This is a genomic window from Bifidobacterium tibiigranuli (genome assembly GCF_022655035.1).
GTDB classification, from domain to species: Bacteria; Actinomycetota; Actinomycetes; order Actinomycetales; family Bifidobacteriaceae; genus Bifidobacterium; species Bifidobacterium tibiigranuli_A.
The window spans coordinates 256,969-281,932 of record NZ_JALCUA010000003.1; the positions used below are offsets into that span (position 1 = coordinate 256,969).

Below are 24,964 nucleotides of genomic sequence, written 5' to 3' on the forward strand. Positions count from 1 at the left end.
TAAGTGTGACAGAGTTTTTGTGAACGGGCACTTCACCACCATGAACCCGAACGAACCAGTTACATCGGCTCTCGCGATATACAACGGCAGGATAATAGCGACGGGTGCCGATGCCGAAGATACGCCTGCCAGAGAAGTCATCGACCTTCACGGCCAATACGTGGTGCCAGGTTTCCACGATGCGCATATGCATTTCAGCCAAGTAGGAGATAGCCTGCAGGAGATCGATCTTCACTATGAAGCAGCTCCTAGCATTGACGCGGTCTACGAGCAGGTTCGGGAAAAGGTGCGGCAAAGCAAACCCGGTGAATGGGTGAAGGGATGGGGATTCGACCAGAATAAAATAGGCGGCTATCCCATTCTGGACGTTCTGGATACGATAGCGCCTGAAAACCCGCTCTATCTAGGACATATTTCAGGGCATATGGCGGTAACCAATTCCTTAGGACTGGCCAGAGCCGGGTTTACCGACCCTGATTCTGCGCCGAACCCAGATGGTGGCGTGATTGTTCGTGATGCCAACGGACATGTCACGGGCCTTATGCAGGAACGGGCGAATCAGATTCTCCGGGCAAGCTGCTTGCCCGGAAGCGGAGAAGAACTCATAGAGTCATTGCGCCTTGCATCCGAATACGCCGCTTCATTCGGCATCACGAGTTTTACGGAACCAGGAATCGGAACATCGCACGGCATCGGTCACGGCCCATTCGACCTTCATTTCTACCAGCAGGCCATTGAACGGGGGCTTCTTCGGATTCGGGCGACCGTCATGCCCTATATCACCGCATTGCATGATGTCCCGGAAGTTGAGACAGATGCTGATGCGTACGGTCTTGATCTCGGGCTGCGTACGGGCATCGGAGACGACCGTCTTCGCATAGGGGCTGTCAAAGTGATGACCGATGGGAGTCTGATTGGTCTGACTGCCGCCGTTCTCGAGCCGTATAGGAATCATTCCCACGATGATCTTGGAGTGTTCCAATGGAATCCCGAAGAACTGCGGGAGCGGCTTATCATGCTGCATCGGTATGGGTGGCAGATTGCAGCACATGCTATTGGAGATGCTGCTGTCGAAGAGGCTTTGAAAACTTTCGAGCTCGCGCAAAAGCTGTACCCACGCCCTGACGTGCGTCACCGAATTGAGCATGCTGGCATCACGAATAAAGATCAAGTAGCACGAATTGCAAAGCTGGGCATTGTCCCAGACCCGCAAGGCGCTTTCATCCTCGAGACAGGGGATGGGTTTATTACGGCCTTGGGAGAAGAGCGGGCGGCCATGGCCTATAGGATGAAGAGCTTCATTGATGCAGGCGCTGTGATTCCGGGAAGCAGCGATGGGCCGGTCGTCACGATTAACCCTCTTGTGGGAATGCAATCGATGGTGCTTCGCCGTACGGCTGGGGGAATCGTCCTCAACGCCTCGGAAAGGGTCTCGATAGACCAGGCTCTACGCGCTTATACCTACGGCTCTGCGTATGCGAGTCATCAGGAGCAATACAAAGGTCTGCTGGCTCCAGGTTATTTGGCAGATTTTGCTGTTCTTTCGGAGCCTTTACTATCGGTCTCCTCAGAAAATATCGGAGACATCCGCGTCTTACAAACATATGTGGGAGGAGAATGCATCTTTGACCGTAACTGATTGAGCTTCGTTTCCTTATCCTGAAATATCTGCCTCTCAGTCTTCGCGTGAATTCCATCGGTTTTCGGATCCATGGTCGAAGGCCCTATTGAAAGAAAAGTCATGAGTGATGAATTATATACTTGGTCGGCGTCCCGTCTTGCAAAGGCGATTGCCGGCCGCGAGGTTTCGGCGCAGGAGGCTTTGGCGTCCTCTCTCGAGCGTATCGACGCGGTGAATCCCGCGCTCAACGCCGTGGTCGATGTGTACCACGAGGAGGCTGTGCGGCAAGCCGAGGCCACTGACCAGTATCTCGCTGCGGGATTCTCGCTCGGGCCGCTCGGCGGCGTGCCGACGCTCATCAAGGACAATGTCCGCACTGCGGGGCATCCCGCCACTAACGGCATCCCCTCCCGTGCCAACATCCTCTCGCCCGCAGACGACCCCGTGGTTGAGAACATCCGCCGCGGAGGCGCAAACGTCATCGGCCGCACCAATGTGCCGCCGTGGTGCTGGGAGTGGTTCTGCACCAACGAGTTGTGGGGCACCACGTTCAATGCCCGCAACCACGACCTGACCCCCGGCGGCTCAAGCGGCGGCGCTGGCTCTGCCGTAGCAGCGGGCATCGTGCCGATCGCGCATGGGAACGACATCGCCGGCTCCGTTCGCTACCCGGCCTACGCCAATGGGATAGTGGGCCTGCGCCCCACTGTCGGCGCCGTGCCCGGGAAGGGCTACACGCCTGAGGACCCCGCCCTGTCCGTCCAGCTTTTCGCCGTGCAGGGGCCGCTCGCCCGAACCGTGCAGGACGCGAAGCTTGGGTTTGACGTGATGCGCGGATACTCGTGGCGCGACCCGGTGACGGTGCCGCAAGTCGATCTTCCTGCCGGGGCGCGGCGCGTGGGCGTCTATCGCGGCACGGAGATCACCCCGTTGGCGCCCGAAGTGGGCCAGGCGCTGGACGCCGCGATCGTCGCGCTTGAATCTCGCGGCTATGTGGTGGAGGAGATCAAGACCGACGTCTTCCAGCAGATGTTCGAGCTGGAGATGCTGCTCACGTTCCAGGAGTTCGTGCAGTCCGGCTCGTCGCACATCATCGAAGGCGGCGAGATCATGCGCAAAGGCCTGGAGGGGTGGTCTGCGGTGGTCGAGGACCTGTTCGGCACGGGCTTCCAGCTTGATCTGAAGAGCTATGGCAGGACGCTCGCCAGGCGCGGCACCGTAATCCGCACCTTGCAGGGGCTGCTGGAGCGCACGCCGATCATTCTCACTCCATCTTCGGCGGAAGTGCCGTTCCTGCATGATGAGGACCAGGACACCCCGGTGAGCCGCAAGCATGACATCGTGCTCGCCCAATGGCCGATGTGCGGCACGCCAGTCGTAGGCTTCCCCGGTCTGGTCGTGCCCACGAATGTGGTTGCGAAGAATGTTCCGCTCGGCGTACACCTCATATCACGCCGTTTTGGCGAGAACGACCTGTTTGCCGCCGGACAGGCGCTGGAGGATGCGTTCGGCCCCGCCAGCGTAAGCTGACCGATAGGTGTCAGCCCGCCTGCTGTACCGTAAGAGGTGTTGGGACCTTTCCGGGCCTCGGTACTTCTTACGGCTCTTGCTGTGGCCGTAATAATCGAAGGATGTGTATATGGATATGGCAACAACCATGAAGGATACGAAGACCTCGGAATCTACGGAGGCCACGAAAACCGCTCGGCTTGCAAAGGTCACGGTGCTGGGCACGGGCATTATGGGCGGGGGCATCGCGAAGACGCTTGCGGCAGCGGGATTCGCCGTCACGGCGTGGAACCGCACTCCGGCGCACGCCGAGCCGTTGCGCGAGTATGGCGTGAAAGTCGAGTCGGAGCTTGCCGACGCGCTCGCCGAGGCCGATGTAATTCTGGTGGTCGTATATGACGCTGCCAGCGTGCTGGATGTGCTCGGGCGCGGCATCGGGGCGGCTTTCGCCGATGCAGTCTGGGTGCAGATGGCGACGATCGGCGTCGAAGGGGCGCATCATGTCGCGCAGCTTGCCGAGCAGCAGGGCGCGCATCTGGTCGAAACGATGATGATGGGCAGCAAGGATCAGGCCGAAAGCGGTGCGCTGACGCTGATTGCAGGCGGGCAGCGGGCGCTGTTCGACCAGGCTGGCCCGGTGCTGGATGCGATCTCCACCAAGCTCGTGTACTGCGGCGAATCCGTCGGGTCGGGCAGCGTCGTGAAGCTCGCCTGTAACCTCTGGCTGGCGTGCATCACCTCCGCCGCCTGCCAGTCCGTGGAGCTGCTCAAAGGCGAGGGCGTCGACCCGCAGCTGTTCCTTGACGTCATCACCGGCATGACGACCGACTCGCCCTACGCGCACCTCAAGGGCGGCAAGGCCATCGCGGGCGATTTCTCCGCGCAATTCGAAGTCAACGCGCTGCTCAAGGATCTGGGACTCGTCGGCGAGGTCATGGCAGGCAGCGGCTTCCGCACCGATCTGCTCGAACGTCAGCAGACGCTCTACGATCAGGTGCGCGAGCAGGGCCACGGCCACGACGACGTCAGCGCGGTCGCGCTCGCATTCGAGTCGCCGCGCGGGTGAGCGTGGGCGGTGTGCGGATGAGTGGGAAGGTGCGTAGCTGTAGCTGTGGGGCGGGGGGGGCGGATGCGAGACATTCGTGAGGCATGGCGGGCATGCACACCGTCTCATGTATGACATTTATTCGCCGTAGCTGTCGCCGATGAGACAGAGTATATTGAAAGTCTTCTCGAAAATGTAATTCGAGAAGACTGTGTCCGGGGACTTTTGCCGAGGAGAATTCCTGCCTTATACGATGGCTTTGGCATCGGCCCGGTGTATCAGTTCGCGCTGTCGATCATTTGCTTTTCGCGCGGTGTAGAGCAGGAGGAGCTCGATTTCACCTTGGCTGGCTTTCGTAAAGAACAGGGAGAAATCGCTGCCATATTTGCGGACGGCGTGCTTGACACGCACATATTCTATGGCATTATTGAGCATTTCCTTCATGCGACAGCTCCCTTCTTAAAGTTGTCTCAGTATAGTTCAACGGCGTAAAATTAGCAAGATTGTGCTCGACCGGATGTATTCTGCGAACCTTGTTATTGAACTCTTTTTCGATGACGGTCAAGACAATCTTCGGGCCGATTGTCGGGTCATTCATCGCCTTTTCCACGTTTTCGCGGGACCTGAAATATGATGTGATGAACGAATCAAGCGGAATATTGCGGCCTTCGATCTTCTCGCGTGATTGTGTGAAGCCCCATGCGATTTTCGGCTGTTGAAAAATAAAGTATATCTGGACACGAAAGCCGTGATCCAACGCACGCTTGATATTCAGCGTCGCATTCTTCGACGAAAATGTTGTATCGAGTATGAATGAGTACCCGTCGTGAATTACCTTGTCAAAAACCTTTTCGACTGCGACATTCGTGGCAGATTGGAAGAGATACGAGTTCTCACCATTATACTTTTCGAACTTCTCACGGAAAAGATCAGCGTTGATCATGACCGGCCGTTTATTAAAAAGTCCTGCGAGTTCCTCGGCATATTCGGTTTTACCGCTGCCCGGCGTACCAGCCATGAAAATAGCAAGCTTGCTCCCAGCGACGGACGATTTGGCCTCATCAATTGCCATATCAATGAAGATTCTTGGGTTTCGCTTTGCAAACTCGCGCGCTTCCTCGATGATTTTCGCATCGTTCATGAGTGGATATCCCTCCGTGATTATCAGTAGATGTCAAGTGTTGCTCGCCATCGAGCCTTGAAATCTTTCCTTCGACCTGATTCTCGATTGTACCGAAACGATGAAGCATGCTTATTCATTATGCCCTTTCGGTATCTGGTCCATCTCATTGCTGTGGTTTTCGTGAGTGAGTTCGGCGTATGGCACGCATAGGGTATTCACGTCTGTGCTGCATGGTGAAGCTGCGCGGTTCAAGTGCGCAGTTCGCTGGTTTTGTGATCGTGCAATCTTGATAAATGATTCGCTTTGAAAACGTGATTACTCGCGTTACGACAGGAAAACAGCGCGAGTAACCCTGGTCATCCAGAGCGCCCAACACGCTCGGGTTCGTATGCACAAGTCGGTGGATAGCGATTTTCGGCCGCGTAAAATGGCCCCTCGTATGGGCTATTGGCCGACTTGTGTATACAAACCCGGCCGCGTTCGCGCACGTGACACGCTCACGAAACGTCGAGCGTGCCGTGGGCGCCTTTTTCGGCGAGGGACATCTCGTGGTTGACGATTGAATAATGACCGGGCTCGGTGGGGGTGAACTCGACGAAGCCGCCTTGCGCGGGGAGCAGCGGCAGCTCCTGGGCGCCGGATGTGCCGGATTCGCTGCTGGTCGTGCTCGGTGCCTGACCTGAATTCGTGTCTGATTCGGAGCCTTGGCCCGATCCTGTGCCCGCTCCCGAACTTCCGCCAAACCCATTGCGAATGCTATAGGCGCCTTCCGTCCATACGGTGTCGAACTGGGTGCCGACGACGTGGAAGGCCCAGGATTCGTTCGGCCCGGCGTCCAGCGCCCAGATGCGGATGCGCTGGCCTGCTGAGGCTTGCAATGGGTGGGCGTCGTATTGGAACGGCCTGCCGTTGAATGCCATGAGATCTGGCGTACGATTGGCGATTTTCGTAGCGTCGGCGGGCTTGCCGTTCGCGCCGAGATAAAGCTCCGACTGGATGAGCACATAGGAATGGTCGACCGGCGGCAGGTTCTTCGGCTCGATGACGACCGCGCCGAACATGCCGTTGGCGATGTGATTCGACATGGGCGCGGTCGAGCAGTGGTACATCCACACGCCCGCCCTCGCCGCGGCGAAGGAATATCGCAAAGATTGCCCTGGCGCGATGGTGCGCATGGGCTGATCGGGGGCGACCGTTCCGGCGTGGAAGTCAATCGAATGGCCCATGCTGCCCTTGTTCACCAGCGTGACGTTGAAGGTGTCGCCGACCCGGCCGTGCAGCACCGGCCCGGGCGTCGAGCCGTTGTAGGTCCAGATTTGGCGCGTGACGCCGCTGGCGAGCTGCTGCGTGTGCTCGGTGACGGTGAGCGTGACATTATGCACTGTGCCCGGCTCCAAGGCGGGCAGTTCTGCAGGGTAGGGCTGCTCAGCTTTGGCTTGTTGTTTGAGTGCTGCTGCGCTAGGGATTGGGGCGTCGGCGGCTGTTGCGTTGCTGCCGGAATTGTTGCCTGTTGCGCTGGTTCCTGCGTCACTTCCTGCGCCGTTCGCGCCATCCGCAGCACCGTTTCCGGTCGCCTTCACGCTCAGACTCATGCCCATTTCGCGATGTCCGGCCAGCGAACACCAGCCCTGCATATCGCCCGCGACGATGCCGACATCGAGATTGTGCCGCGCACCCGGCGCGAGCGTGGGTGCAGACGCGCCGTTGGAAAACACGAGATCGTGGCTTTGCGTATCGTCATTGACGAACACGACGCGCAGCCGATCCCCGACATGCACCTGAATTACGTTAGGCACATAGGTCATGTCCTTGGCGCGAATCGTCGCCGTGACGGTTTTCCCTGTCGGCGTCACCTGCGTGGTTGCAGATGATGGTCCTGCTGAGGCTGTGGTCGTAGCGCCGATATTGCCCGAGGTTGACAGGTCGGCGGCCAGACTTGGGCGAATCAGGATGGCGGCGACAGTGAGACACACCACCGCAATTGCGCCCGCAACCAACCCGCCCATATGCTGTGCCGGCGATGCCAACTCGCCTGGAAGCGCTCGTGGCCCGTGAGGGCGGCTGGGTTTGCGCGGTTGATTGGGTGCGCTAGGTGCGTCGGTGTTGTCATTATCATCATGCGATGCGTTCATGCGACTGCGCTCCGATCATGTGAAGGTTGCTGTGCGGTGGCGACGGCGGTGACTGTGGTGGCAACGGTTGCGGCAGCAGCGGCTCGTTTGCTCCGCGATTGGCGGATGCCGGCGACCGCGAATAATGCGATATCGACGACGTATGTAGCCAGCACGAGCGCCCACCACACGCGCTGCAATAGGCCGATTCCAGACGTGAAGCCTGTGAATCCGAGCAGCAGCAAGGCGGTATTGCGGATGGCGAAGCGCACTGGCCATGCTGTTTCCAGCGCCTGCATGCCTTCGCGCATGACGGCCGGGCCGCCGCCGATGACCACGGGCATCAGATAGGTCAGCGCGGCGATGAAGATCTGTGCCAATCCGCCACCGCCCAGCAGCGGCAGCATGGGCAGATTCGCGGCGCGCAAAGCGCTGATATCCGTGGTGAACAAGGCGCGAAGAGCAACCGCAATGAGCATGACGACAGACCATATGACTCCGGCGGCCATCGACCATGTGGCTAGGCTGCGCGGCGGGCGCTGCCGTGCGCATCGCAGCAGCGGAACCGCGACGCCATAGCTGGCGGCACCGGCGAATCCCAGCAATCCCGCGCCAATCCCAATGCCATTGCCCACAGCGGCGCTGACGACGGCGACCAGAAGCGTGGCCGTCAGCACGGGCAAGGCTCGCTGTGCTGCGGCAGGGGCATCCGGGTCAATACGTGCTCGCAGCATCGTGGGCCCAAGCGACACCAGAGTTCCGGCGATTGACAGTCCGACCCATCCGGCGACGGCGGCAAGCGCATGCGCCACGGTCAGGGCATCGCGGCTGCGCACCAGCCAGGCTGCCGGATGCGTGCCGAGCATCGCTTCGACCACGAATCCGGCCAGCACGCAGGCCACTATAAGGAATCCCGTCGCGGTTGCGTAGTAGCGAATCACGACGGCGAACCGCGCCTGCGAGGCCTTTGGAGCCTGCGATGTTTTCGTTGTCTTCGGCGCTTGTGATGCATTGTGCGCGACTAACAGCAAATCCGCGCCATGCCACGCGAGTATGGCGATGACGGCGGCATCGCAGGCGATCGCCGCCGGTGCCGAGCCCAGCCATATGGCGGCAAACAGCGCGACCAGCACGACATTGAACGCCAGCGCGCGAATCACATTGTTCACTCCTGCGTGCCTGTCGCCGGCTGGCAAGTGCAGCAGCGTGCGCGCGAAGAACCACGACCATTGCAGAATACCGTTCGTCAGCACGCCCAGCGCGATCACATGCACCATGGTCCACAAGGGCTTGGGCAGTTTGCCCGCAGCTAACAGACCAATCGCGAGCAGCGCCACGGCAGCCACCATCCACGCGGTCGCGTACCGGTCGGCGCGTGCCCGCGAGGCGATGGTGCGGGTGGCGTGGGTGCGGTCGTGGCTGGTGGCGGTGCTGGTATTACTCGTATCCGAACCCTCATATTCGCCGCTTTTTTCATTAACGCTCATTACCATTGTCTTCCTCGGCGTGCTGCTATTCTGCGGTACCTTGCGTTTGCACGAAGCCGTCGTTTGCTTTCATGTCAGTACTATACGATTTCGTATCGGCGTCATGTGCTTGTTTCGCACTGCTCATGTGCAGCGGCATATCATTGGCATTTGCTGTTATGTTAAGGTCTTTTCCGTCCGTATCGTCGGCACGTTTATTGCCAGTGCCAACACTCCGAAATCGCCCGGCATCAGTGCTGCGCAGCCGTTGAGCTGCAACGTTCCCGCGCTTCCGCCCGCCAAATACGACCAGTGTCACCAACGTGACCATCATCGCCAGCACGGCGACGACGTCGAGCATGTCACCGAATCGCCATGCGGTGACCGATTGGCGGAAACCGGCGATGATGCGAATCAGCAGGCCGGCCTGCAGCAGGCCCCAAACCGCCCACAGCGCGGGATGGTATGGCAGCGGGCGATGCACGATGGCTGGCATGATGATCGGCGCGTGCGCGATCACCATCGAAAGCACGAATCCGATGGTAATCGCATGCACGCACAGGTCATAGAGGTAGCCGTTCGCGCCGGGAGCACCCACCAGAATCCACGCGACGGCCGCCGCCGAAGCCCACGCATAGCCGGCCAGCATGCAAGCGGCCATGAAGCGCGTCGCGCCTTTGCTGCATATCGTGTGCCGGGCGATGTCATGCGTGGCTAGGTCGCCAATCATCACCAGCAGCGCCGCGCCGAGCAATGGATAGCCGATTGTCGGCGATAGCAATGTAACCGGCAGCGCGATAAACAGCACTGTGCTTTCCGCAAGAATACGGCGTTCGGCACCGGCTCCCAGCGACAGCCGGGCGAGGTCGAGGCGCTCGCCGCAAATCGTCATCACCAGCAGCGCCATCCACCACGGGAATATCTGCGCAATGGTCAGCCCCCGCGCCCACAGCGCCATGCCGCACAGGCCCGCGAGCGAGGCCAGCAGCTGAACCACCAGCGCCGGAGCGAACTGTGCGCGCAGCATCACGGCATACATCGTCGTCAGCGCGATCATGGCCGCGCACCACGCCGCTGAGGCCAAAATACGCGGCGAGTCCGCCAGCGATATTGATGCCAGCAGCGGCATCGATTGGGTCGCACCGGGCAACAGTATGCCCACGATCAGCAGCACGGCTCCGAGCGCACCCGCCACCGGCGCGATATACCCCCACCATGAATGCCTGACCACCGAACGCAGCGCCACCGCGCGTTCCAGCGCGATCACCGTCCCCAGGAATCCGTAGATCATCAGCGGCCCATGTGCATCGGCCAGCCCGACGCCGGCGACCGGAGCCGCCAGCCCCACGCGCAGCAGCGCTGCGTCCAGCCCGGTCAGCAGCGTGACCCCGGCGCAGATCAGCAGCGCCAGCCGCCACGGCATATGGCGCTGGGGGTGAGGGTGCGGGTGCGGGTGTTGTGGCTGTGGCTGGCGCTGGAGGTGGAACTGCGTAGGTTGGTGTTGCAGGAGAGGGCGTTGCGACGATTGACGTGGCGCGTGTGCGGGATTGTTCTCGCGCCGAGCAGTTTGGCCGTTAGCGGTCTGCTGGCCTGCGGCCTGTTCTCCAAAAGACTGTTTCCCAGTGGCTTGTTGGTCTGCGGTCTGGTCGTTTGCGACCTGTTTCCCGGTAGCCGGTTCGTTCATCGTTTGCCTGTCTGCGTCCCGTTCACCGGTGCTCTGGCTGTATACGGCTTGTGCGCCCGCAGTCCGCCTTTTGGTAGTCTGTCGCGCTGCGTCCTGTTCCCCAGTGTTCTGCCTCTCGGCGGTCACTGCGCATCACCTCATTCCCTTCGCGCAGCCTCTGCGCTGTGTATTTCCTGCTCTGCAGCTCATCTTCGCGACCCTTGTACCCGGTGGCTTTTGACGCATCCGGCTGTACATCTGCTTCAGCATCGTTTGCTGTTTCGGCAGTGGTGCCTCGTACAAGTCAAGGTGAGGCCAATCCTCTCCCAAGCTTCACGGCATTATAGGCATCACGCGTAGGAAAAAGGAAGAGCGCATTCCGCCGTTGACAACCCCAATGCGGCCGTACAGAACTGGTAAAGTGAGGTGCTATAGCTCTTGAAATGAGATTCTTGAGAAAGGGCGACATGAGTAGGCACCATTTTGATGGATGGTCGCATAGTATACACTCTTTCTAGAGAAAAGAAAATAGTCGAATTCGTACATATTTAAGGCTCTTCGGGTGTTTGTGTGGGTGGGGATCGCTGGTTTGTCCTGCTGGTTATTGGCGTCCGGGGAGTTTGAGGTTGAGCCGGCCGCATTTGAGCATGACGAGGGCGATGAGGTTGTCGAGGTTCCTGTACCCGTAGCCCATCCTGATGGCGGTCTTGATCCTGTTGTTGACGGCCTCGAGCCTCGCGTTGGACAGGCCGCTGCGGATGGTGCGCAGGATGTCGAAGCGGCGTCGCGCGATCTTCTCGCCGAGCGGGACGAATCCCGGGATGCCGGACAGGAACGCGTCCGCGGCCCACTGGCGCAGCAGGGGCGCGGCCTCGCCGGGGCTCTGGCGCAGGATCATGCGCAGCCGTTCCTTGAGCTTGTACGCCCGCCAGAGGGACTCGTTGGTGTTCGCGACGCATTCGAGCCGGGCGCGCTGGCCGGCGGTCAGGTCCGCCCCGTTCTTCAGCGGCGCCCGCCGGGCGCCCTTGATCGGGTCCCTCGCGCCCTTTTCGGCGGCGCCTGCCTTCCTGGCCTCGCGCCACGCGGCGGTCCTGGCCTTGTCGAGTGCGTCGCTCGCCCAGCTGGCGATATGGAACCCGTCGAGGATGCGTTCGGCCGTGGGGCGCCAGCGGAACACGCGCTCGTCGATCCACCTCGCGCCGTCCCCGGTGACCACCGCGATGGATTCGCGCTGGGCGGGCGTGAGCGCCTGGAAGAACAGGTCGAACGCCTTCTCCCCGTGCCCGTCGTGCATCCGGACGACGCGTCCGCGCTCGTGGTCGACGACCACGCTCATGTACGTGTGGCCCTTTTTGTAGCTGGTCTCGTCCACGCCGATGGAACGCGGCCCGTCGAACAGGCCGGGACCCTGCCCGGCGCGCAGGCCGTCGGCGACCCGCCGGCACGCCGGCCCCACGCTCTTCCGGTCGACGCGCATCAGCGACGATGCCGCGCTTCTGGGCGCATGCACGCTCAGCCACGCGACCTGCCGCTCGAAATCACGCGTGTACGCGCTCTTCCTGCCCGCCCACGGCACCATCTCGACCGTGACGCCATGCTCCTCGCAGTCGACGCGCCGGGGCGCGTACTCCAAGAGGAGCTTCACGCACCCGACGTCGAGGTGGCGCCAGCGGCGCATGCCCAGCCGGTCGTATGGCCTGCCGCGCCTCCCGCATCTGGCGCACCGGCCCATATCGCCCGCGTACGGGCGCGCCGGGACGACCGCGACATCCCCGCCATGCGGGTCCTTCTCGACGCGCGGCGTTCCGGTCACGACATCGGCGGGCAGGCGCAGCATGCGCTTGAGCGCGTCGGCTGTTATGGTGGGCACAGGCGTTCTCCCGTTTTCGGTTCTATTTCTTGGCAGAAACAAACCTAACAGGAGAACGCCCCTTTCCACGCCCGCACACGGAAAAGCCCCAGCGACAACACCAAAGCCCAAACCCCCACCACACATACTGGCGAAGACCCAACTTTATGATGGTGACAGGCGGGAGCTTGGCAATCAGCATTCTTCTTGCAGTCATTCCTTTCGTGCTCTTTGTCGTCGGAGTGATTGTCGGTTCCACCTCTTCGAAAGTGCGCGAACAGTTTATGCGTGGATACAAGTAGGCCGCCTATTCAGCCCACTGATACGTCTTCCGCTCACTTGTTCCCGCTCGCTGCCGCAGCCTCCTCGCGATACTTACCCATCAAACTGCTGACGATTTCATCATTGCTCATGCCGAGCATCATCGACAGGCTGTTGATGGGCATACTTTGCATGAACAGCTGCATGGTGGGGTCGTCGAGGGCGGAGCCGTCTTGTTCGGCGGCGGCGCGCATGAGATTCCCGATGATTGGGCCTCCGATGGGGTCGTCGCGCCATTCGGCGTAGGTCGACCATTCGTCCAATTGCAGCGTTTTGCCATCATCGGGCAGTGTGACCTGCACGGTGCCAGCGATGTTGCGCGATGAGGTTGCGACCTCGTGGAGATCGGTGAACGCCATCAATTTGCATGAACGCCATCAGTTTGAAAACCGCAAATTCACAAAGCAAAACGCGTCAGCACGATGCCGATGAGCACCAGAGCGGCACCTAGGATTCGCTGAGTGGTGACGGGCCTGCGGGCGAGGCCGAGCAGGCCGAAATGATCGATGACCAGTCCGCCGACGATCTGGCCGAACAGCACGACGCTGACGGTCAGGGAAGTCCCCAGCAGCGGCGCATCGATGGCGTTGGCGAGCACGTAGAGCGCCCCGAGCACGCCGCCTCCGGCCCATGCCCACCACGGGAGCGCAGCAGCGGTTGCGGGAATATGCGCATGCGACCGGATGGTCACGAGGATGAACAGCGCGATGCATGTGACGCCCACGGAAAAAGAGGCGAACGAAGCTGCTTCCGGCGAACCGAGCACCGTGCCGAGCCGGCCGTTGACGGTGGTCTGCGCGGCGCTCAGGCACCCGCCGAGCACTCCGGCCACAGGCAGCAGAATGCGCTGCGCAATCCTCGGGCGAGCGGTGTCGTCGGCATCGGCGTGCGCATCGGCGTGCAGGCGAGTCGTCATATTGACGAGTATCGCGCCGGCCACCACCAGCGCCGTGCCGGCAAGGCGGCCGAATGAGAGAGACTGTCGGGTGACGTCGAATATGCCGAAGACGTCGATGATCAGTCCGCCGATCACCTGGCCGCAAATGGCGAGCACAACGGTGATGGAGGCGCCGAAATACCGCATGAGCACGATGTTCACGGTGAAGAACGAGACGCCGAACAGCCCGCCGAGCCAGATCCAAGCGGGCTGCTGGGCGAAGGTCGCGCCCCACGGCAGATGCTGCCTGAGCGCAAGCAGCACGAGTCCTAAGAATATGGTGCCGACGGCGAATGAGACGCCGGTCGCCAGCGCGATCGAGCGCAGCCCCTTGGCAAGACGCGTGTTGACCGTATTCTGCAGCGGCAGCAGCGCGCCTGCGGCGATGCCCATGACCATCCACAGTATCGTCAGAGCATTATTCATGTGGGGTGTCTTCTCCTGAGCATGTCGGCGCGGTATCGTGTGCGGGGCTCATCATATAGCTACCGGCGTCCCTGCCGCTTCGCCTCGGGGAAGGAACGCCGCCCGGTTTTCACGGTTCCGATGGCCAGAACGATAGCGAAGGCCAGCACGAAAAGCGCGAACACAGCCACCGAGATACGGAGCGGCGCTCCGGCAAGAGAAGCGAATCCGATGCCGAGCACGGGCACGGACATGCCGAGGTATGCGCCGACGAATACGCCGGCTGTGGCCTCGCCTTGCGCATCCGCCGGCGCGAGCTGCTGAGCTCGGGCGAGTGCGCCGCGGAATGCGGCTCCTCCGCCTGCTCCGCCGATGATGCCGCCGAGCGCAAAGAGCACGCCGTTAACCGAGATCACGCCGCACAGCATCAGCACGACTCCCAGTCCGATGGCGGGCAGACCGGTCAGGATGAGCCGCGCGGCGGACAGCGAGCGCATCATGATCTGGGTCGCGGCAGAGGCGAACAGCACGCAGGCCACCAGGAGACCTTGCCAGAAGCGCGAATGGATGCCGAGCTGGCCGAGCAGCTGCGGGAAGAGCGAAGTGGACAGGCCCTGCACGCAGAACGTGGCGGCTCCCACGCCTATGGCAACCAGATAGCCTGCCCGGTCGGCCCGCTGCACCCGGATGCGTTGCGGATGGTACCGCCGCGAGCGGATGGTCGCGGTTTCCGGCCCGAGCCGCAGCACGCCGAGGCAGACGATCAGCAGCGCAAGGTAGATGCCGTACGGCACGACCAAGGGGCACGGAGCCCATTGCGCCGGTGCGCCTCCGACGAGCGGCCCGGCGCCGAGGCCGCCGAGGTTGGCGGCGGTGGCGATTACCAGCGCGATGGAGAGGGAGAAGCGGCCGCCTGCGATGGCGAGTTCGGCGAGATATGCGGTGGCGGTGGCGGTGAGCATGCCGACGCCGACGCCGCTCACGAAACGCGCGATGACTACTGGCATGAAGAGGTGCGTAGCCATGAGCGCTACGGCGGCAGCGATTTGGCATAGCAGGCTGATTGCGATAAGCGGGCGGCGACCCCTTCAGTCGGAGAGGTGCCCGAGCAGGACGAGGCTCAGCAGCACGCCGAACGAGTAGGAGGTGAAGGCCACGGTGACCATCATGGTGCTGTAGTGTTCGGCGCTCTCATAGAGCGACCAGAGCGTGGTGGGCACGGTCGTGAACGACATGGCAGTGCCGAAGATAATGGCGATAAGCCACAGGAATGTCGTATTCCGCTGTGGGTCGGATTGTGTTCCGGCCTGTGTTGCGGGTCGCATTGCGGACTGTGCCGCGGACTGTTCCGTATATTGCGCATCGGTCGGCTTGGAATCTGTCATGGGCGTTGGCTTCCGTTGCTGTCGTTGCCGCGTCCCGCATGCGCAGCTGCACCGGCAAGGAACTGTTCGACGGCTTTGGCAGTGTGACGGGCTATCGTGCTGCTGTTGTTATCGATGTTGCCGTTGCCGTCGTGGTTCTCTTCGCAACTTCCACTTCCACCTGCATCGCGGTCCGTGCCGGAGTAATAGAGTGCGCGATGATACAGCGGTGCGAAGAGCTGGTCGATGGCGATTTCGAGATCGATGTCGGCGCGGATTTCGCCGCGCGCAATTCCCCGTTGCAGGATGTGCGCGGCGGAATCGCGGCGCGGGGCGAGCCAGAGTCGGCGCAGAGCGCATGCGGTATCGGGGTTCTCCTGAGCTTCGATGGTCAGCGCGATGATCAGCCGGCCGAGGTAGGGGTCGGCGAACAGGCGCTGCAATGCCTCGAGTTGGGTCGCGAGCGTGGTGGCTGTGTCGGCATCGTCCGGGAATTCGAGCGTGGGAACAGTGATTCTGGCGAGCGCCTCGAAGAGCAGCTCGGCACGCGATGTCCACCAGCGATAGATAGTGGACTTGCTGGTGCCAGCGCGTGCGGCAATCGCGGCGATGGTGATTTGCGCGGGAGTGACGGTGGTCACGAGGTCGGCGACGGCGTCGAGGATGGCGCGACGAGAGGCTTCGCTGCGGGGGCGTCCACCGTGGCCGTGGTGCGCTTTAGCTATCAGTGGAACTGCTGGCGGAGCCGTTGGCAGCGCTGCCGATGGCGTTGTCGAAGGCTCCGAAGAACGCGAGGAAAGTGGTCTCATAGTTTCGATACTACCAGTATCGTAGTAGAGTGAAAGAGCGTAATAACGTAATGCAGTGCAACTCTAGACTCGAGGAGGGCAGTCTCTATGACTACTGAAACCACCAATATTCCTACGCTGTCGCTGAATGACGGCCATGCGCTGCCTGCTGTCGGGTTCGGCACCTATAAGCTCAACGGCGTCGCGGGCGCGGATGCCATCGAAAGCGCGCTCGGCAACGGCTATCGCCTGCTCGACACCGCCTTCAATTATGAGAACGAGGGGACGGTCGGCGCGGCGGTGCGCCGGTCGGATGTGCCCCGCGAGCAGATCATCATCAGCTCGAAGCTGCCTGGCCGCCATCACGCGTACGACGAGGCGCTGACCACCATCGAGGAGTCGGTGTATCGCACCGGTCTCGACCATGTGGACCTGTATCTCATCCATTGGCCGAACCCGAAGCAGGGCAAGTACGTCGAGGCGTGGAAGGCGCTGATCGAGGCGAGGGAACGCGGACTGGTCACTTCGATCGGCGTGAGCAACTTCCTGCCCGAGCATCTGCAGCGGCTTATCGACGAAACCGGCGTAACGCCGGCCGTGAACCAGATCGAAATGCATCCCTACTTCCCGCAGGCCGAGCAGCGCGCATGGGATGCGGCGCACGGCATCATCGACGAGGCGTGGTCTCCGCTCGGACGTGCCAACTCGCTGCTGCAGGACCCGGCCATCCAGCGCATCGCCGACGCCCACCAGCGCAGCCTGGTGCAGGTGGTGCTGCGCTGGCATGTGCAGCAGGGCGTCATCCCGCTGCCGAAGGCCACCCACGCTGAGCGCCAGGTGCAGAACCTGTCGGTGTTCGACTTCGAGCTGAGTTCTGCCGAAATGGCCGAGATCACCGCCCTGGGCCGCCCCGACGGCCGCATCGCGAACCAGGATCCGAACGAGTACGAGGAGTTCTGAGGACTACCCCGCCTTGCAGGCGCGCACGTCCTGGGCGTAGTGCAGCCATGTGGGCAGATCGGCGACGAAGGCATCGCGCACGTGCGGGCTGCCGGCGGCGCGCCAGTCGACGGTATCGTCGATTTCGATCTCGTATTTCTGCCATTCGAACCAGTTGATCATCTTGACCTTGGGGAACGTGCTGGCGAACGAGTCGGCGAACACCTGCCGCCACCAGGCCTGTTTGATGTCCAGCTCGTCGGTGCCGCCGCGCGACGGCGTGTAGATCGCGGCGGTTTCGGGGATGGCGATCGGCTTGTTATGCAGATCCCCATAGACATGGTAGAAATCAGGAACCTGAATGTCGTCACCGGCGGTGCCGGAGTATTCGCCGGTGAGCATGTCGGCGAACTTATGGTTTTCGACCAGTGGGTCGTTGCTGCCCCAGGGGCGCTGATTGCCCCAGTGATACAGCGATACGCCGGCCCAATCCACCACGTCGTCGCCGGGGTAATAGGGGGCGTACGAATCGTCCGCCATCGTCAGCGCGCCATCGTTGTTCGTGTCGAGCAGCTTGAAATTGTCGCTTTCAGACGATGCGGCGAACTTGCCGCCGACGAACGGGTACCCGCCGCCGTAGTTGGGCGCCCACATCATCGAGGAGCCGGGCGCCTTGGCGTGCACCGCGTCCGCGACGCGCCTGAACGAGGCGATGTATTCCGCAGGCTGCTGGCCCCACGCATACCACGATCCGTTCATTTCGTGGGCGTATCTGAGCACGACCGGAACGCCATCGTCGTTGAGCTCGCGAAGATCCTCGGCCAGCTGCGCGATGACCTCGGTGCTGACGGCGGAAAGCCCGGCGTGCGGCTCGAGCGTGAGCAGCAGTGCACCGCCGTTCTGCTTTACTTGGTCGACCGCGTCCAGCGTGTGCTGCCAGGTCTCGCGGTCGTAGGGAATGTCGGTGAATTGCACGGCCATCGCCGGGGCATGGCCGAGATTCGTCTTGTACTGCGCGATGGACTCATTGTCCCAATCGAGATTGACTCCGAACAGCACGCCCTTTTCGGGAACGATCAGGCTGGCGTCATCCGCCACGCAGAATTCGCTCTCGGCCGTCGCCGATGACGCGGGCACGACCCGGTTCATTGTCCATGCGACGCCGATCGTGGCCACGGCCATAAGCAGCACCGGAATGAGCGCACTGGCTCGGCGCAGGCGTTTGGACTTGGATTTGTGAGGGAACTGGTCAGGGCCTTGGTATTGATTATTGGACGATGTCATAATGGATTCTCCCAAACGTATCGGTGCTGAGGTGCAATGAGTTGAACGAGCACCATGAGTTGAACTGGCGCAATGGATTGAACTAGCACAATGAGTTGAACGAGCACAGAGAGCTGGTGTGGCGTATGCGAATGCTCCCGACTATCATGCGCACGTTGCGCACCGCCTTTGCCATGGGCCTGGCGGCTGCGCTGATGGCTGCGTGCGTCGGGTGCGCCGCGAAAACCAACGATGCTGTCGACGAAGACGGCACCGCTACGCCAACCGCCCATGCGTTGCAGTGGGGCGTCTATCTGCCTCCGGCGGATTCTCTTTCGAACAGCTACGCCCAAGTGGCCGGCATCGCCGGCGCACGCCCGAATTACGTGCTGAGCTTCTCCGCGCTCATGCAGCCGGTGCCCGCTGCCCAGTTGCAGGAGGTCGCGAGTCTCGGCGCAACGCCGATACTGTCCTTGGAACCATGGGATCCCCATGCAGATGCTGCTGAAAATAGCATTGGCGATGCGAGAACCGAGCAGCCGGAATTCGCCTTGGCTCGGATTGCGGCCGGCGGCCACGACGCGGATCTCACCCGTTGGGCAACGGGGCTGAGAGACTTGGGTTCCACCGTGATGCTGCGCTTCGCCCATGAGATGAACGGCGACTGGTATCCGTGGGCGGTCGGGGTGAACGGCAACACGAGTGATGACTATGTCGCCGCCTGGCGGCACGTTCATGACCTCTTCCGCAGCGTCGGCGCTTCGAACGTGCGGTTCCTGTGGTCGCCGAACGTCCCCGTCGCAGGCCAGACGAGCGACCTCGCCGCCGCGTATCCCGGCGCGGACATGGTCGATATCCTCGGGCTGGACGGCTACAACTGGGGAACAGGCGATGGACACGAGTGGACTGAACCCGACGTGCTGTTCGACGAGGGGCTGAACCAGCTGCGAGCGCTTGACGGCAGGCAGCCGATTCTCATATCCGAGACTGCGTCCGCCGAGGGCTCCGGTCCGGGCCAATCGAAGGCGCAGTGGATCGCCAAGCTGATGAGTCATGGTTCCTCCCAGAAGCGGGTGACGGGTTTCATCTGGTTCGATGTGAACAAGGAGAGGGACTGGCGGATCAACTCGAGCCAAGCGGCTCAGGAGGCGTTCAAGGCTTCGCTTGCCAAGGTCATATCAATCGCATCGGCTCCGCCTGACTCGCCCGGTGCAGCTGGCGTGGTTGGCACGGCTGATTGACCGGGTTGCAGTCGGCCGGTCTGCAGTCGGCCGGTTTGCGACTGGCTGGACTGTGCTTGATGCAGCGCGGGCTTGCGGGCCGAGCCACTGGGGTGAGCCGCCTGAGCCTCGGCCAGACCTTTGTATACATGGGTCAGACCGTCGATGCGATAAGCGAGATTGGCGGTCTCGAGTGCCTGCGAAACCCCGAAGATGCGCATATCCGCGCTCTCGGCCCGCACCAGATGCAGAGTCTGCATCAGGCAGGCGATGCCGGCCGGACTTGCGCTGGTCACTTCCGAAACATCGACGAGAATGATCTTTTCACGGCCATCCAGCCGGCTGCCGAGCTCGGCGGCCACCGTATTGCGCAACGCCAGAGCCGCATGCGCGTCAAGAACAGGGCCGATCGCATGCACATTCGGACCGATTGCGACATCATCCTTCATCGGCACGCTGGGAGAGACGCGCAGGTTCGCAAGCTGCTCGCCCAGCGTATTGGGCTCCGATGAGATCGATCCGGTCAGCAATGCCGCCAGCAGCTCGTGCTGAGGCAACGACGGCGCGGTGATCTCGCTGTCTTTCGGACCGCGGTAGCGTGCCGCGGAAACTGCGGCCCACAGCAACGCCATATCGATCGCCACCCAGCCGAGCGAGACCAAGGTGGATGACAGTCCGGCTGCGCCGAACGCCGCACGCGCCACGCCGATGCCGGAAGCCACGATCAGCAAGCCCATCGCGATAAGCTGCGGGACGATCCACTTGAAGCCCGAATTCGATTCGGATTTCGTTTTGGACGTCACCGAAAATGCCATGTGACGTCCGGTAACGGCCGCCACCAGCCCTTTGGTGGTCGCTATGATCCATGTGGGGAACAGCGCGATCGACATCTGCTGACCCTTCCAGATGCCACGGCAGCCATGGCCGGTGACTTGGAAAAACGCTTGGCACAGCAGGAAGAACGGCAGGAAATGCGCGAAGAACGTCACGGGATCGGCATTCAGCGGGAATATCCCCGTGGTGAGGAACACAATAGGGGCGGCGAGGAAGGTGACTGCCGCGAAACCGTTGAGATAGCTGGTCATGGTGGAGAGATACATAAGCCGTTGGCCCAAGGAAAGGCCGGGCATGAGCAGCGGGTTCTGCGTGAAGAACACCTGCATGGTGCCCAAAGCCCAGCGATTGCGCTGGGAGAGCATGGTTTTGAGATCCTCCGGCGCCAAACCTTGCACCAGCACTTCGTGATGGTAGATGCTCGACCAGCCCATGGCGTGCAGATGCAGGGCCGTCACCATGTCTTCCGTAATGGAATTCGTCCGCATGGGATTGATGACCAGGACCTGCTCGCCGGCGATATGCGTAATCTCGGATTCGATCTGCGCAAGCGTGGCAAGCATATCGTCGGGCAAGGCGACCTCGATCTGCTGGGATTCGACGATGTCGTCGGCAAGCCGGTCGAGAATGTCGGCAAGCGGTTTTCCTCGGCGCAGCCCTGATTCGCAACGGGAGATCGAAGCGAGGACATCGACGGCGACATGCTCCGCGGCCGGATTGGCACGATGCCACCGAGCGCGCAGTTCCTGCACCTGCGTTTTGGCGCGACGCAGCGCACGGCGCACTGCGGCAAGCGAACTCCTCGTATACGCCGACAGCCCGAGCGCCATCAGCGCCTCGCGCCTCAGCACCGCGTTGGACCCGCAGAAGAATGCGGCATCCCAGCCATCCTTGCCCCGCTGGATTGGCCCGTAGAACAGCTCGGCCCTGCTGCCGAGCGGATCGGCCTTCCCCACATTCCAGAACTCCTGCGGCGTCTGGACGAACGCCACCGCCTCATCCTCGAAATAGCCGAGCACATGATCGAGGAACCCAGGGCTGGGTATCTGATCGGCGTCGAGTATGGCGATGAATTCGCCGTCGGTCTGGAACAGCGCATTGTTGATGTTTCCGGCTTTGGCGAACCGAGGCTTGCCTTCCCACTCGGCGCCTCGGGTGATGTAGCCGACGCCGATGCGCTGCGCGGCCAACGCGAACTCCGGACGCTGGCCGTCATCGAGAATCCAGGTCTTATGCGGGTAGGTCACGTATTTGGCGGAGAGCGCGGTTTTGAGCACCAGTTCGAGCGGTTCGTTGTAGGTGGTGATGAATATGTCCACGCTCAGTCCTTTGCGGGCCGGCGGCGGCGACGGTCTTTTCCGGGCGTGCCACATGGTGAATGTGTAGAGAATCGCCTCGCCAAGCGAGTAAGTCTCGGCGAGCGCAAGGGGGATGGCCAGCCACAGGGCGTTCATGTTGAGGGTGAATGCCCATCGCCATGAGATGTAGACGATGCCGGTGGCTACGACGAAGATTCCGATGGTGCGTGCGGTGATGAGTTGGGTCGGTTTCATGGTGTTCTCCTGCTGGCGTTGTGCGCAGTTGCGATGGTTTCGGTTTTTAGGGGGAATCTTTGGAGAGGCTCGATAAGCGCGAGTGCAAAGCTGCTTGGATTGCGATATCGTGATGCCGTCTTGAAGTCACGGTGCCGTCTGAACGGTGTTTTCAGAACGGTGCTTTCTAAAAACGGTGCCGTCTGAAGTCACGATTTCGGTCGCGGCGCAAAGGGTGCAAGATATGGTCATATTTGGGGCGCATGCCCCAAAGGCGAGTGTTCTAAAAGCGAGGTACGGGTGGGTATGCGGGTAGCTCGTTGAGCCGTAAGTGCGGAGCGCTTGGCGTGTAGTGCGACTTTACGACACCGTTTGGAGAGCGTGCAAGAGCGCCTGTTACAGCCGCGTTTCGATACAATATCCTTGCCGTATCGTTGCGGTTAGGGCATTGCCTGCGGCCGCGTGCTCAAATCGAAACAAAATCTAAGGAGATGCGCCATCGCTTCAAGGATTATTTCGTCGCGTTTGCTTTGTTTCGGTGTGAAGAAGGTCACAGCGCATATGAGACGCATCGGGGATGCGGTTATGGTCTTGGCGAAATGCTGCTCGAGCAGGCTTAGGGCGGTTTCTCTCCATGTTTTCGGCTGTCTTGCAGCCATGTCCGCCGTTCATTAGGCACATTTTCGTGCGCAACCATGTGCTCTAGGGTTTTTGGAGTATTATCATACGGTCAAGATCGGCGGAATTCCAACGATTGCGAAATGACCATGATGGGCTTGTACTTTGGCAAGTGCCTAATGAACGAAAAAAGCACCTAATGAACGGAATATCTCTCGTGTTTTGTTCGGGCGGATAGTTTACATATGTCTTGGGGCATGGTTGACAGCTGTGGGCTGTCGGGCGTCCGCCTGTCGGGACGGGTTTGCTCGTTTTCCCGTGTGATGGCCGGTTGGGATCCTTGCGGTGGCCGGATGGTTCTGCATCGCGTATTTGCCGTCGAATCAGGTCTTTGAGGGCTCGCCAGCATGTACTGGTGCTTGAAGGCCCTGTCCTGGCCATGGATCAGGGCCTGTCAATGTCCGAATGCCGGAGGTTTTGACGCCGCTGAACGGTGTAAAGCATGCCCCAAGACACCTGTCAACTATGCCTCAAGACAACACAACGGAATATCTCTCGTTTTATGCGTTTCACCTCTGCTGCGGGTGCACATGCTACTGAGGAACGCTGTGGGACGAACGCTGTGGAACATTTATTAGGTGGTTTTTTCGTTCATTAGGCCCTTCGAAAAGTAGACGCCGAATTGAGTACAGGGCATTTTGGCGGAATATCAACGTTTACATGATTCGACCCATAAATATCATGGCGTGTGAAAAAGCATGTTGGGTTATAGGAACAAACGTGTTGGTTGTGTTTGGGGTTTGGCTTTGCGGCTGTAGGCGTGTCGGGGTGCTGTTTTTTCGCGGGGAGAATAGGGGGCCTGCCGGGTACTGCTGAGTCGGGTGAGAACTCGATCCGGGAGAGCGAGGAAGTGCCCGCTGTGCGGCGGGCCGATGCAGAAATACGGGCGTGCGGCGTCTGGCCGCCAGCGTTGGAGGTGCCGGGCATGCAAGCTGAGCATGGTCGCCGGGAACGGCGGCGCCCGGCGGGTGCGCGAGCTGGAGTCGTTCGTCTCCTGGCTGCGGAGCGGGCGTACGCAGGAGGAGTGCGGCGGGCGCGGCTTCCGCAAGCGCGTCGCGTGGTGCTGGCAGGTGGAGCCGCTCATGGAGTTGCCTGCGACGAGGCGGCACGTGCTCATGGCGGACGGCACCTACATCTCGCACGGCCACTGCCTGCTCGTGCTGATGGACGGCGTCACGGGCGAGGTGGCGCGCTTCCGGTGGTGCGCGCATGAGACGATCGCCGCCTACCGCGCCCTGTTCCATGGCGTGCCCGCCCCCGACGTATTGGCCGGCGACGGCATGCGCGGCATGGAGACGGCCGCCCGGGCCGAATGGCCGGACACCCGGCTGCAGCGCTGCCTGGCGCACGTGCAGCGCGACACGCGCCGCGACCTGACCATGCATCCCGGGAGCCAGGCGGGGCGGGAGCTCAGAAAACTCTCATTGAAGCCCGCCAGAGTCGGGACGGCCGAGCAGGCGGCCCAATGGGCGGAGGCGCTCAACGCATGGCACGAACGCTGGCGCGGCCTCGTGAGCGAGCGGACCGGCGCCAAGCAGGACCCGGGAAACCCCAAGGCATTGGCGGGGCGCAAGTGGTGGTGGACGCATGAGCGGCTGCGCCGCTCCTACAAGCGGTTCGAGAAGCTGTTCCGCGACGGGCGGCTGTTCGCCTATCTGGACCCCAGGCTCCTTGAGGGCGGGCCGGTGCCGGACACCACGAACCGATTGGAAGGCGGCGTGAACTCGCCGATCAAGCGGATCCTTGTGAACCACCGGGGCATGGGCGAGGCGCGCATGATGCGCGCGTGCGAATACGAATGCTTCATGCGAAGCCCCGGCCCCGACCTCAAGGCGCTGCTCGAAGCCCACGAGACGCGGGAGAGGACGCGGGCCTCGGCCAAAGCGCAGCAGGAACGGGAAAGCGAACAGCATACCGGCGACGAGCCAACTGCGGGCAGCGGCGTCGACTGGAACGAACTGCACGCCAGCACCCCATACCCCAACAACACCGACTAAAAACCACAGTCTAAACCAACACGTTTGTTCCTATAACCCACTAAAAACCACAGTCTAAACCAATACGTTTGTTCCTATAACCCGGGAAAACCGCATGAAAAAAGGCTTCCGGCCAAACCGCCGAAAACCCTGTATGTGGAGCTAGCCGGATTCGAAATGAATGTTTGAAAGGCCTTGTTATTGTTGGGGAATTGATTTCTTATCTCATGTTACCACATTATTTACCACGTCAATGAAGGCAAGACAAGACCGTTTGAGAGTCGCTGGGTGGATGTTGGAGAGCGTGCTCCCGGTGAACG

General features: G+C 61.3%; 18 protein-coding genes and 1 pseudogene. 6 read left to right on the top strand and 13 right to left on the bottom strand.

Annotated features, from left to right (window positions below):
* Nucleotides 1-19 precede the first annotated feature (19 nt).
* The 3 genes from LKK40_RS05455 (at nucleotide 20) to LKK40_RS05465 (ending at nucleotide 4,196) form a co-directional block, all read left to right on the top strand.
* A complete protein-coding gene (locus tag LKK40_RS05455; RefSeq protein WP_304309797.1) occupies nucleotides 20-1,639 on the top strand; it encodes an amidohydrolase in 1,620 nt (539 codons plus the stop codon).
* A gap of 102 nt (nucleotides 1,640-1,741) precedes the next feature.
* A complete protein-coding gene (locus LKK40_RS05460; protein ID WP_304309798.1) occupies nucleotides 1,742-3,151 on the top strand; it encodes an amidase in 1,410 nt (469 codons plus the stop codon).
* Between the two features lie 109 nt (nucleotides 3,152-3,260).
* The gene (locus LKK40_RS05465; protein WP_304309799.1) at nucleotides 3,261-4,196 is read left to right on the top strand and encodes an NAD(P)-dependent oxidoreductase; all 936 of its coding nucleotides are present in this window, start codon (nucleotides 3,261-3,263) and stop codon (nucleotides 4,194-4,196) included.
* Between the two features lie 225 nt (nucleotides 4,197-4,421).
* Here the strand turns inward: LKK40_RS05465 and LKK40_RS05470 are convergent, their stop codons facing one another.
* The 11 genes and pseudogenes from LKK40_RS05470 to LKK40_RS05520 form a co-directional block, all read right to left on the bottom strand.
* Complete coding sequence (locus LKK40_RS05470) at nucleotides 4,422-4,619, bottom strand: hypothetical protein (protein WP_152599295.1); 198 nt, start codon at nucleotides 4,617-4,619, stop codon at nucleotides 4,422-4,424.
* Nucleotides 4,600-5,316: a zeta toxin family protein gene (locus tag LKK40_RS05475; protein ID WP_033503404.1), complete on the bottom strand. Its 717-nt coding sequence runs from the start codon at nucleotides 5,314-5,316 to the stop codon at nucleotides 4,600-4,602. The genes LKK40_RS05470 and LKK40_RS05475 overlap by 20 nt, the downstream gene beginning before the upstream one ends.
* Nucleotides 5,317-5,795: 479 nt before the next feature.
* Nucleotides 5,796-7,304, bottom strand: a complete 1,509-nt coding sequence (locus LKK40_RS05480) for a multicopper oxidase domain-containing protein (RefSeq protein ID WP_033503402.1) — start codon at nucleotides 7,302-7,304, stop codon at nucleotides 5,796-5,798.
* Nucleotides 7,305-7,426: 122 nt separating this feature from the next.
* On the bottom strand, nucleotides 7,427-8,896 hold the full coding sequence (locus LKK40_RS05485) for a hypothetical protein (protein WP_304309800.1): 1,470 nt from the start codon (nucleotides 8,894-8,896) through the stop codon (nucleotides 7,427-7,429).
* 25 nt (nucleotides 8,897-8,921) lie between these two features.
* Nucleotides 8,922-10,298: a hypothetical protein gene (locus tag LKK40_RS05490; RefSeq protein WP_304309801.1), complete on the bottom strand. Its 1,377-nt coding sequence runs from the start codon at nucleotides 10,296-10,298 to the stop codon at nucleotides 8,922-8,924.
* A gap of 841 nt (nucleotides 10,299-11,139) precedes the next feature.
* Entirely contained in the window at nucleotides 11,140-12,408 is a 1,269-nt protein-coding gene (locus LKK40_RS05495; RefSeq protein WP_304309802.1) for an ISL3 family transposase, read from the bottom strand.
* Nucleotides 12,409-12,722: 314 nt separating this feature from the next.
* Nucleotides 12,723-13,067 (bottom strand): hypothetical protein, encoded by a 345-nt coding sequence (locus LKK40_RS05500; RefSeq protein WP_304309803.1) that lies wholly within the window; start codon nucleotides 13,065-13,067, stop codon nucleotides 12,723-12,725.
* Nucleotides 13,068-13,105: 38 nt separating this feature from the next.
* On the bottom strand, nucleotides 13,106-14,071 hold the full coding sequence (locus LKK40_RS05505) for a DMT family transporter (protein WP_304309804.1): 966 nt from the start codon (nucleotides 14,069-14,071) through the stop codon (nucleotides 13,106-13,108).
* 59 nt (nucleotides 14,072-14,130) lie between these two features.
* Nucleotides 14,131-15,123: pseudogene (locus LKK40_RS05510) on the bottom strand (hypothetical protein); the annotation flags it as partial.
* A 15-nt stretch (nucleotides 15,124-15,138) separates the two neighbouring features.
* Nucleotides 15,139-15,435 carry a hypothetical protein gene (locus tag LKK40_RS05515; RefSeq protein WP_304309805.1) on the bottom strand — a complete coding sequence of 99 codons (297 nt, stop codon included), beginning with the start codon at nucleotides 15,433-15,435 and terminating at the stop codon, nucleotides 15,139-15,141.
* Entirely contained in the window at nucleotides 15,432-16,223 is a 792-nt protein-coding gene (locus LKK40_RS05520) for a TetR-like C-terminal domain-containing protein (protein ID WP_304309806.1), read from the bottom strand. Before LKK40_RS05520 ends, LKK40_RS05515 begins: the two co-directional genes overlap by 4 nt.
* Before the next feature lie 87 nt (nucleotides 16,224-16,310).
* Between LKK40_RS05520 and LKK40_RS05525 the strand changes: the two genes are divergently transcribed.
* Nucleotides 16,311-17,162 (top strand): aldo/keto reductase, encoded by an 852-nt coding sequence (locus tag LKK40_RS05525; protein WP_304309807.1) that lies wholly within the window; start codon nucleotides 16,311-16,313, stop codon nucleotides 17,160-17,162.
* A gap of 3 nt (nucleotides 17,163-17,165) precedes the next feature.
* Here the strand turns inward: LKK40_RS05525 and LKK40_RS05530 are convergent, their stop codons facing one another.
* The gene (locus LKK40_RS05530; RefSeq protein ID WP_304309808.1) at nucleotides 17,166-18,425 is read right to left on the bottom strand and encodes a glycoside hydrolase family 26 protein; all 1,260 of its coding nucleotides are present in this window, start codon (nucleotides 18,423-18,425) and stop codon (nucleotides 17,166-17,168) included.
* A gap of 131 nt (nucleotides 18,426-18,556) precedes the next feature.
* On the opposite strand from LKK40_RS05530, the gene LKK40_RS05535 reads away from it, so the two are divergent.
* Complete coding sequence (locus tag LKK40_RS05535; RefSeq protein ID WP_304309809.1) at nucleotides 18,557-19,645, top strand: glycoside hydrolase family 26 protein; 1,089 nt, start codon at nucleotides 18,557-18,559, stop codon at nucleotides 19,643-19,645.
* Here LKK40_RS05535 and LKK40_RS05540 read toward each other — a convergent pair.
* The gene (locus LKK40_RS05540; protein WP_304309810.1) at nucleotides 19,546-22,011 is read right to left on the bottom strand and encodes a glycosyltransferase; all 2,466 of its coding nucleotides are present in this window, start codon (nucleotides 22,009-22,011) and stop codon (nucleotides 19,546-19,548) included. The two genes, LKK40_RS05535 and LKK40_RS05540, sit on opposite strands and share 100 nt — an antisense overlap.
* Nucleotides 22,012-23,489: 1,478 nt before the next feature.
* On the opposite strand from LKK40_RS05540, the gene LKK40_RS05545 reads away from it, so the two are divergent.
* Nucleotides 23,490-24,665 carry an IS1249 family transposase gene (locus LKK40_RS05545; RefSeq protein WP_304309811.1) on the top strand — a complete coding sequence of 392 codons (1,176 nt, stop codon included), beginning with the start codon at nucleotides 23,490-23,492 and terminating at the stop codon, nucleotides 24,663-24,665.
* Nucleotides 24,666-24,964 lie beyond the last annotated feature (299 nt).

What these genes read in the sequence shown, in the direction of transcription:
- LKK40_RS05460 (WP_304309798.1), top strand. Translation starts at nt 1,742, where the DNA reads ATGAGTGATGAATTATATACTTGGTCGGCGTCCCGTCTTGCAAAGGCG.
- LKK40_RS05465 (WP_304309799.1), top strand. Translation starts at nt 3,261, where the DNA reads ATGGATATGGCAACAACCATGAAGGATACGAAGACCTCGGAATCTACG.
- LKK40_RS05470 (WP_152599295.1), bottom strand. Translation starts at nt 4,619, where the DNA reads ATGAAGGAAATGCTCAATAATGCCATAGAATATGTGCGTGTCAAGCAC.
- LKK40_RS05475 (WP_033503404.1), bottom strand. Translation starts at nt 5,316, where the DNA reads ATGAACGATGCGAAAATCATCGAGGAAGCGCGCGAGTTTGCAAAGCGA.
- LKK40_RS05480 (WP_033503402.1), bottom strand. Translation starts at nt 7,304, where the DNA reads ATGGGCGGGTTGGTTGCGGGCGCAATTGCGGTGGTGTGTCTCACTGTC.
- LKK40_RS05485 (WP_304309800.1), bottom strand. Translation starts at nt 8,896, where the DNA reads ATGAGCGTTAATGAAAAAAGCGGCGAATATGAGGGTTCGGATACGAGT.
- LKK40_RS05490 (WP_304309801.1), bottom strand. Translation starts at nt 10,298, where the DNA reads ATGCCGTGGCGGCTGGCGCTGCTGATCTGCGCCGGGGTCACGCTGCTG.
- LKK40_RS05500 (WP_304309803.1), bottom strand. Translation starts at nt 13,067, where the DNA reads ATGGCGTTCACCGATCTCCACGAGGTCGCAACCTCATCGCGCAACATC.
- LKK40_RS05505 (WP_304309804.1), bottom strand. Translation starts at nt 14,071, where the DNA reads ATGAATAATGCTCTGACGATACTGTGGATGGTCATGGGCATCGCCGCA.
- LKK40_RS05515 (WP_304309805.1), bottom strand. Translation starts at nt 15,435, where the DNA reads ATGACAGATTCCAAGCCGACCGATGCGCAATATACGGAACAGTCCGCG.
- LKK40_RS05520 (WP_304309806.1), bottom strand. Translation starts at nt 16,223, where the DNA reads ATGAGACCACTTTCCTCGCGTTCTTCGGAGCCTTCGACAACGCCATCG.
- LKK40_RS05525 (WP_304309807.1), top strand. Translation starts at nt 16,311, where the DNA reads ATGACTACTGAAACCACCAATATTCCTACGCTGTCGCTGAATGACGGC.
- LKK40_RS05530 (WP_304309808.1), bottom strand. Translation starts at nt 18,425, where the DNA reads ATGACATCGTCCAATAATCAATACCAAGGCCCTGACCAGTTCCCTCAC.
- LKK40_RS05535 (WP_304309809.1), top strand. Translation starts at nt 18,557, where the DNA reads ATGCTCCCGACTATCATGCGCACGTTGCGCACCGCCTTTGCCATGGGC.
- LKK40_RS05540 (WP_304309810.1), bottom strand. Translation starts at nt 22,011, where the DNA reads ATGAAACCGACCCAACTCATCACCGCACGCACCATCGGAATCTTCGTC.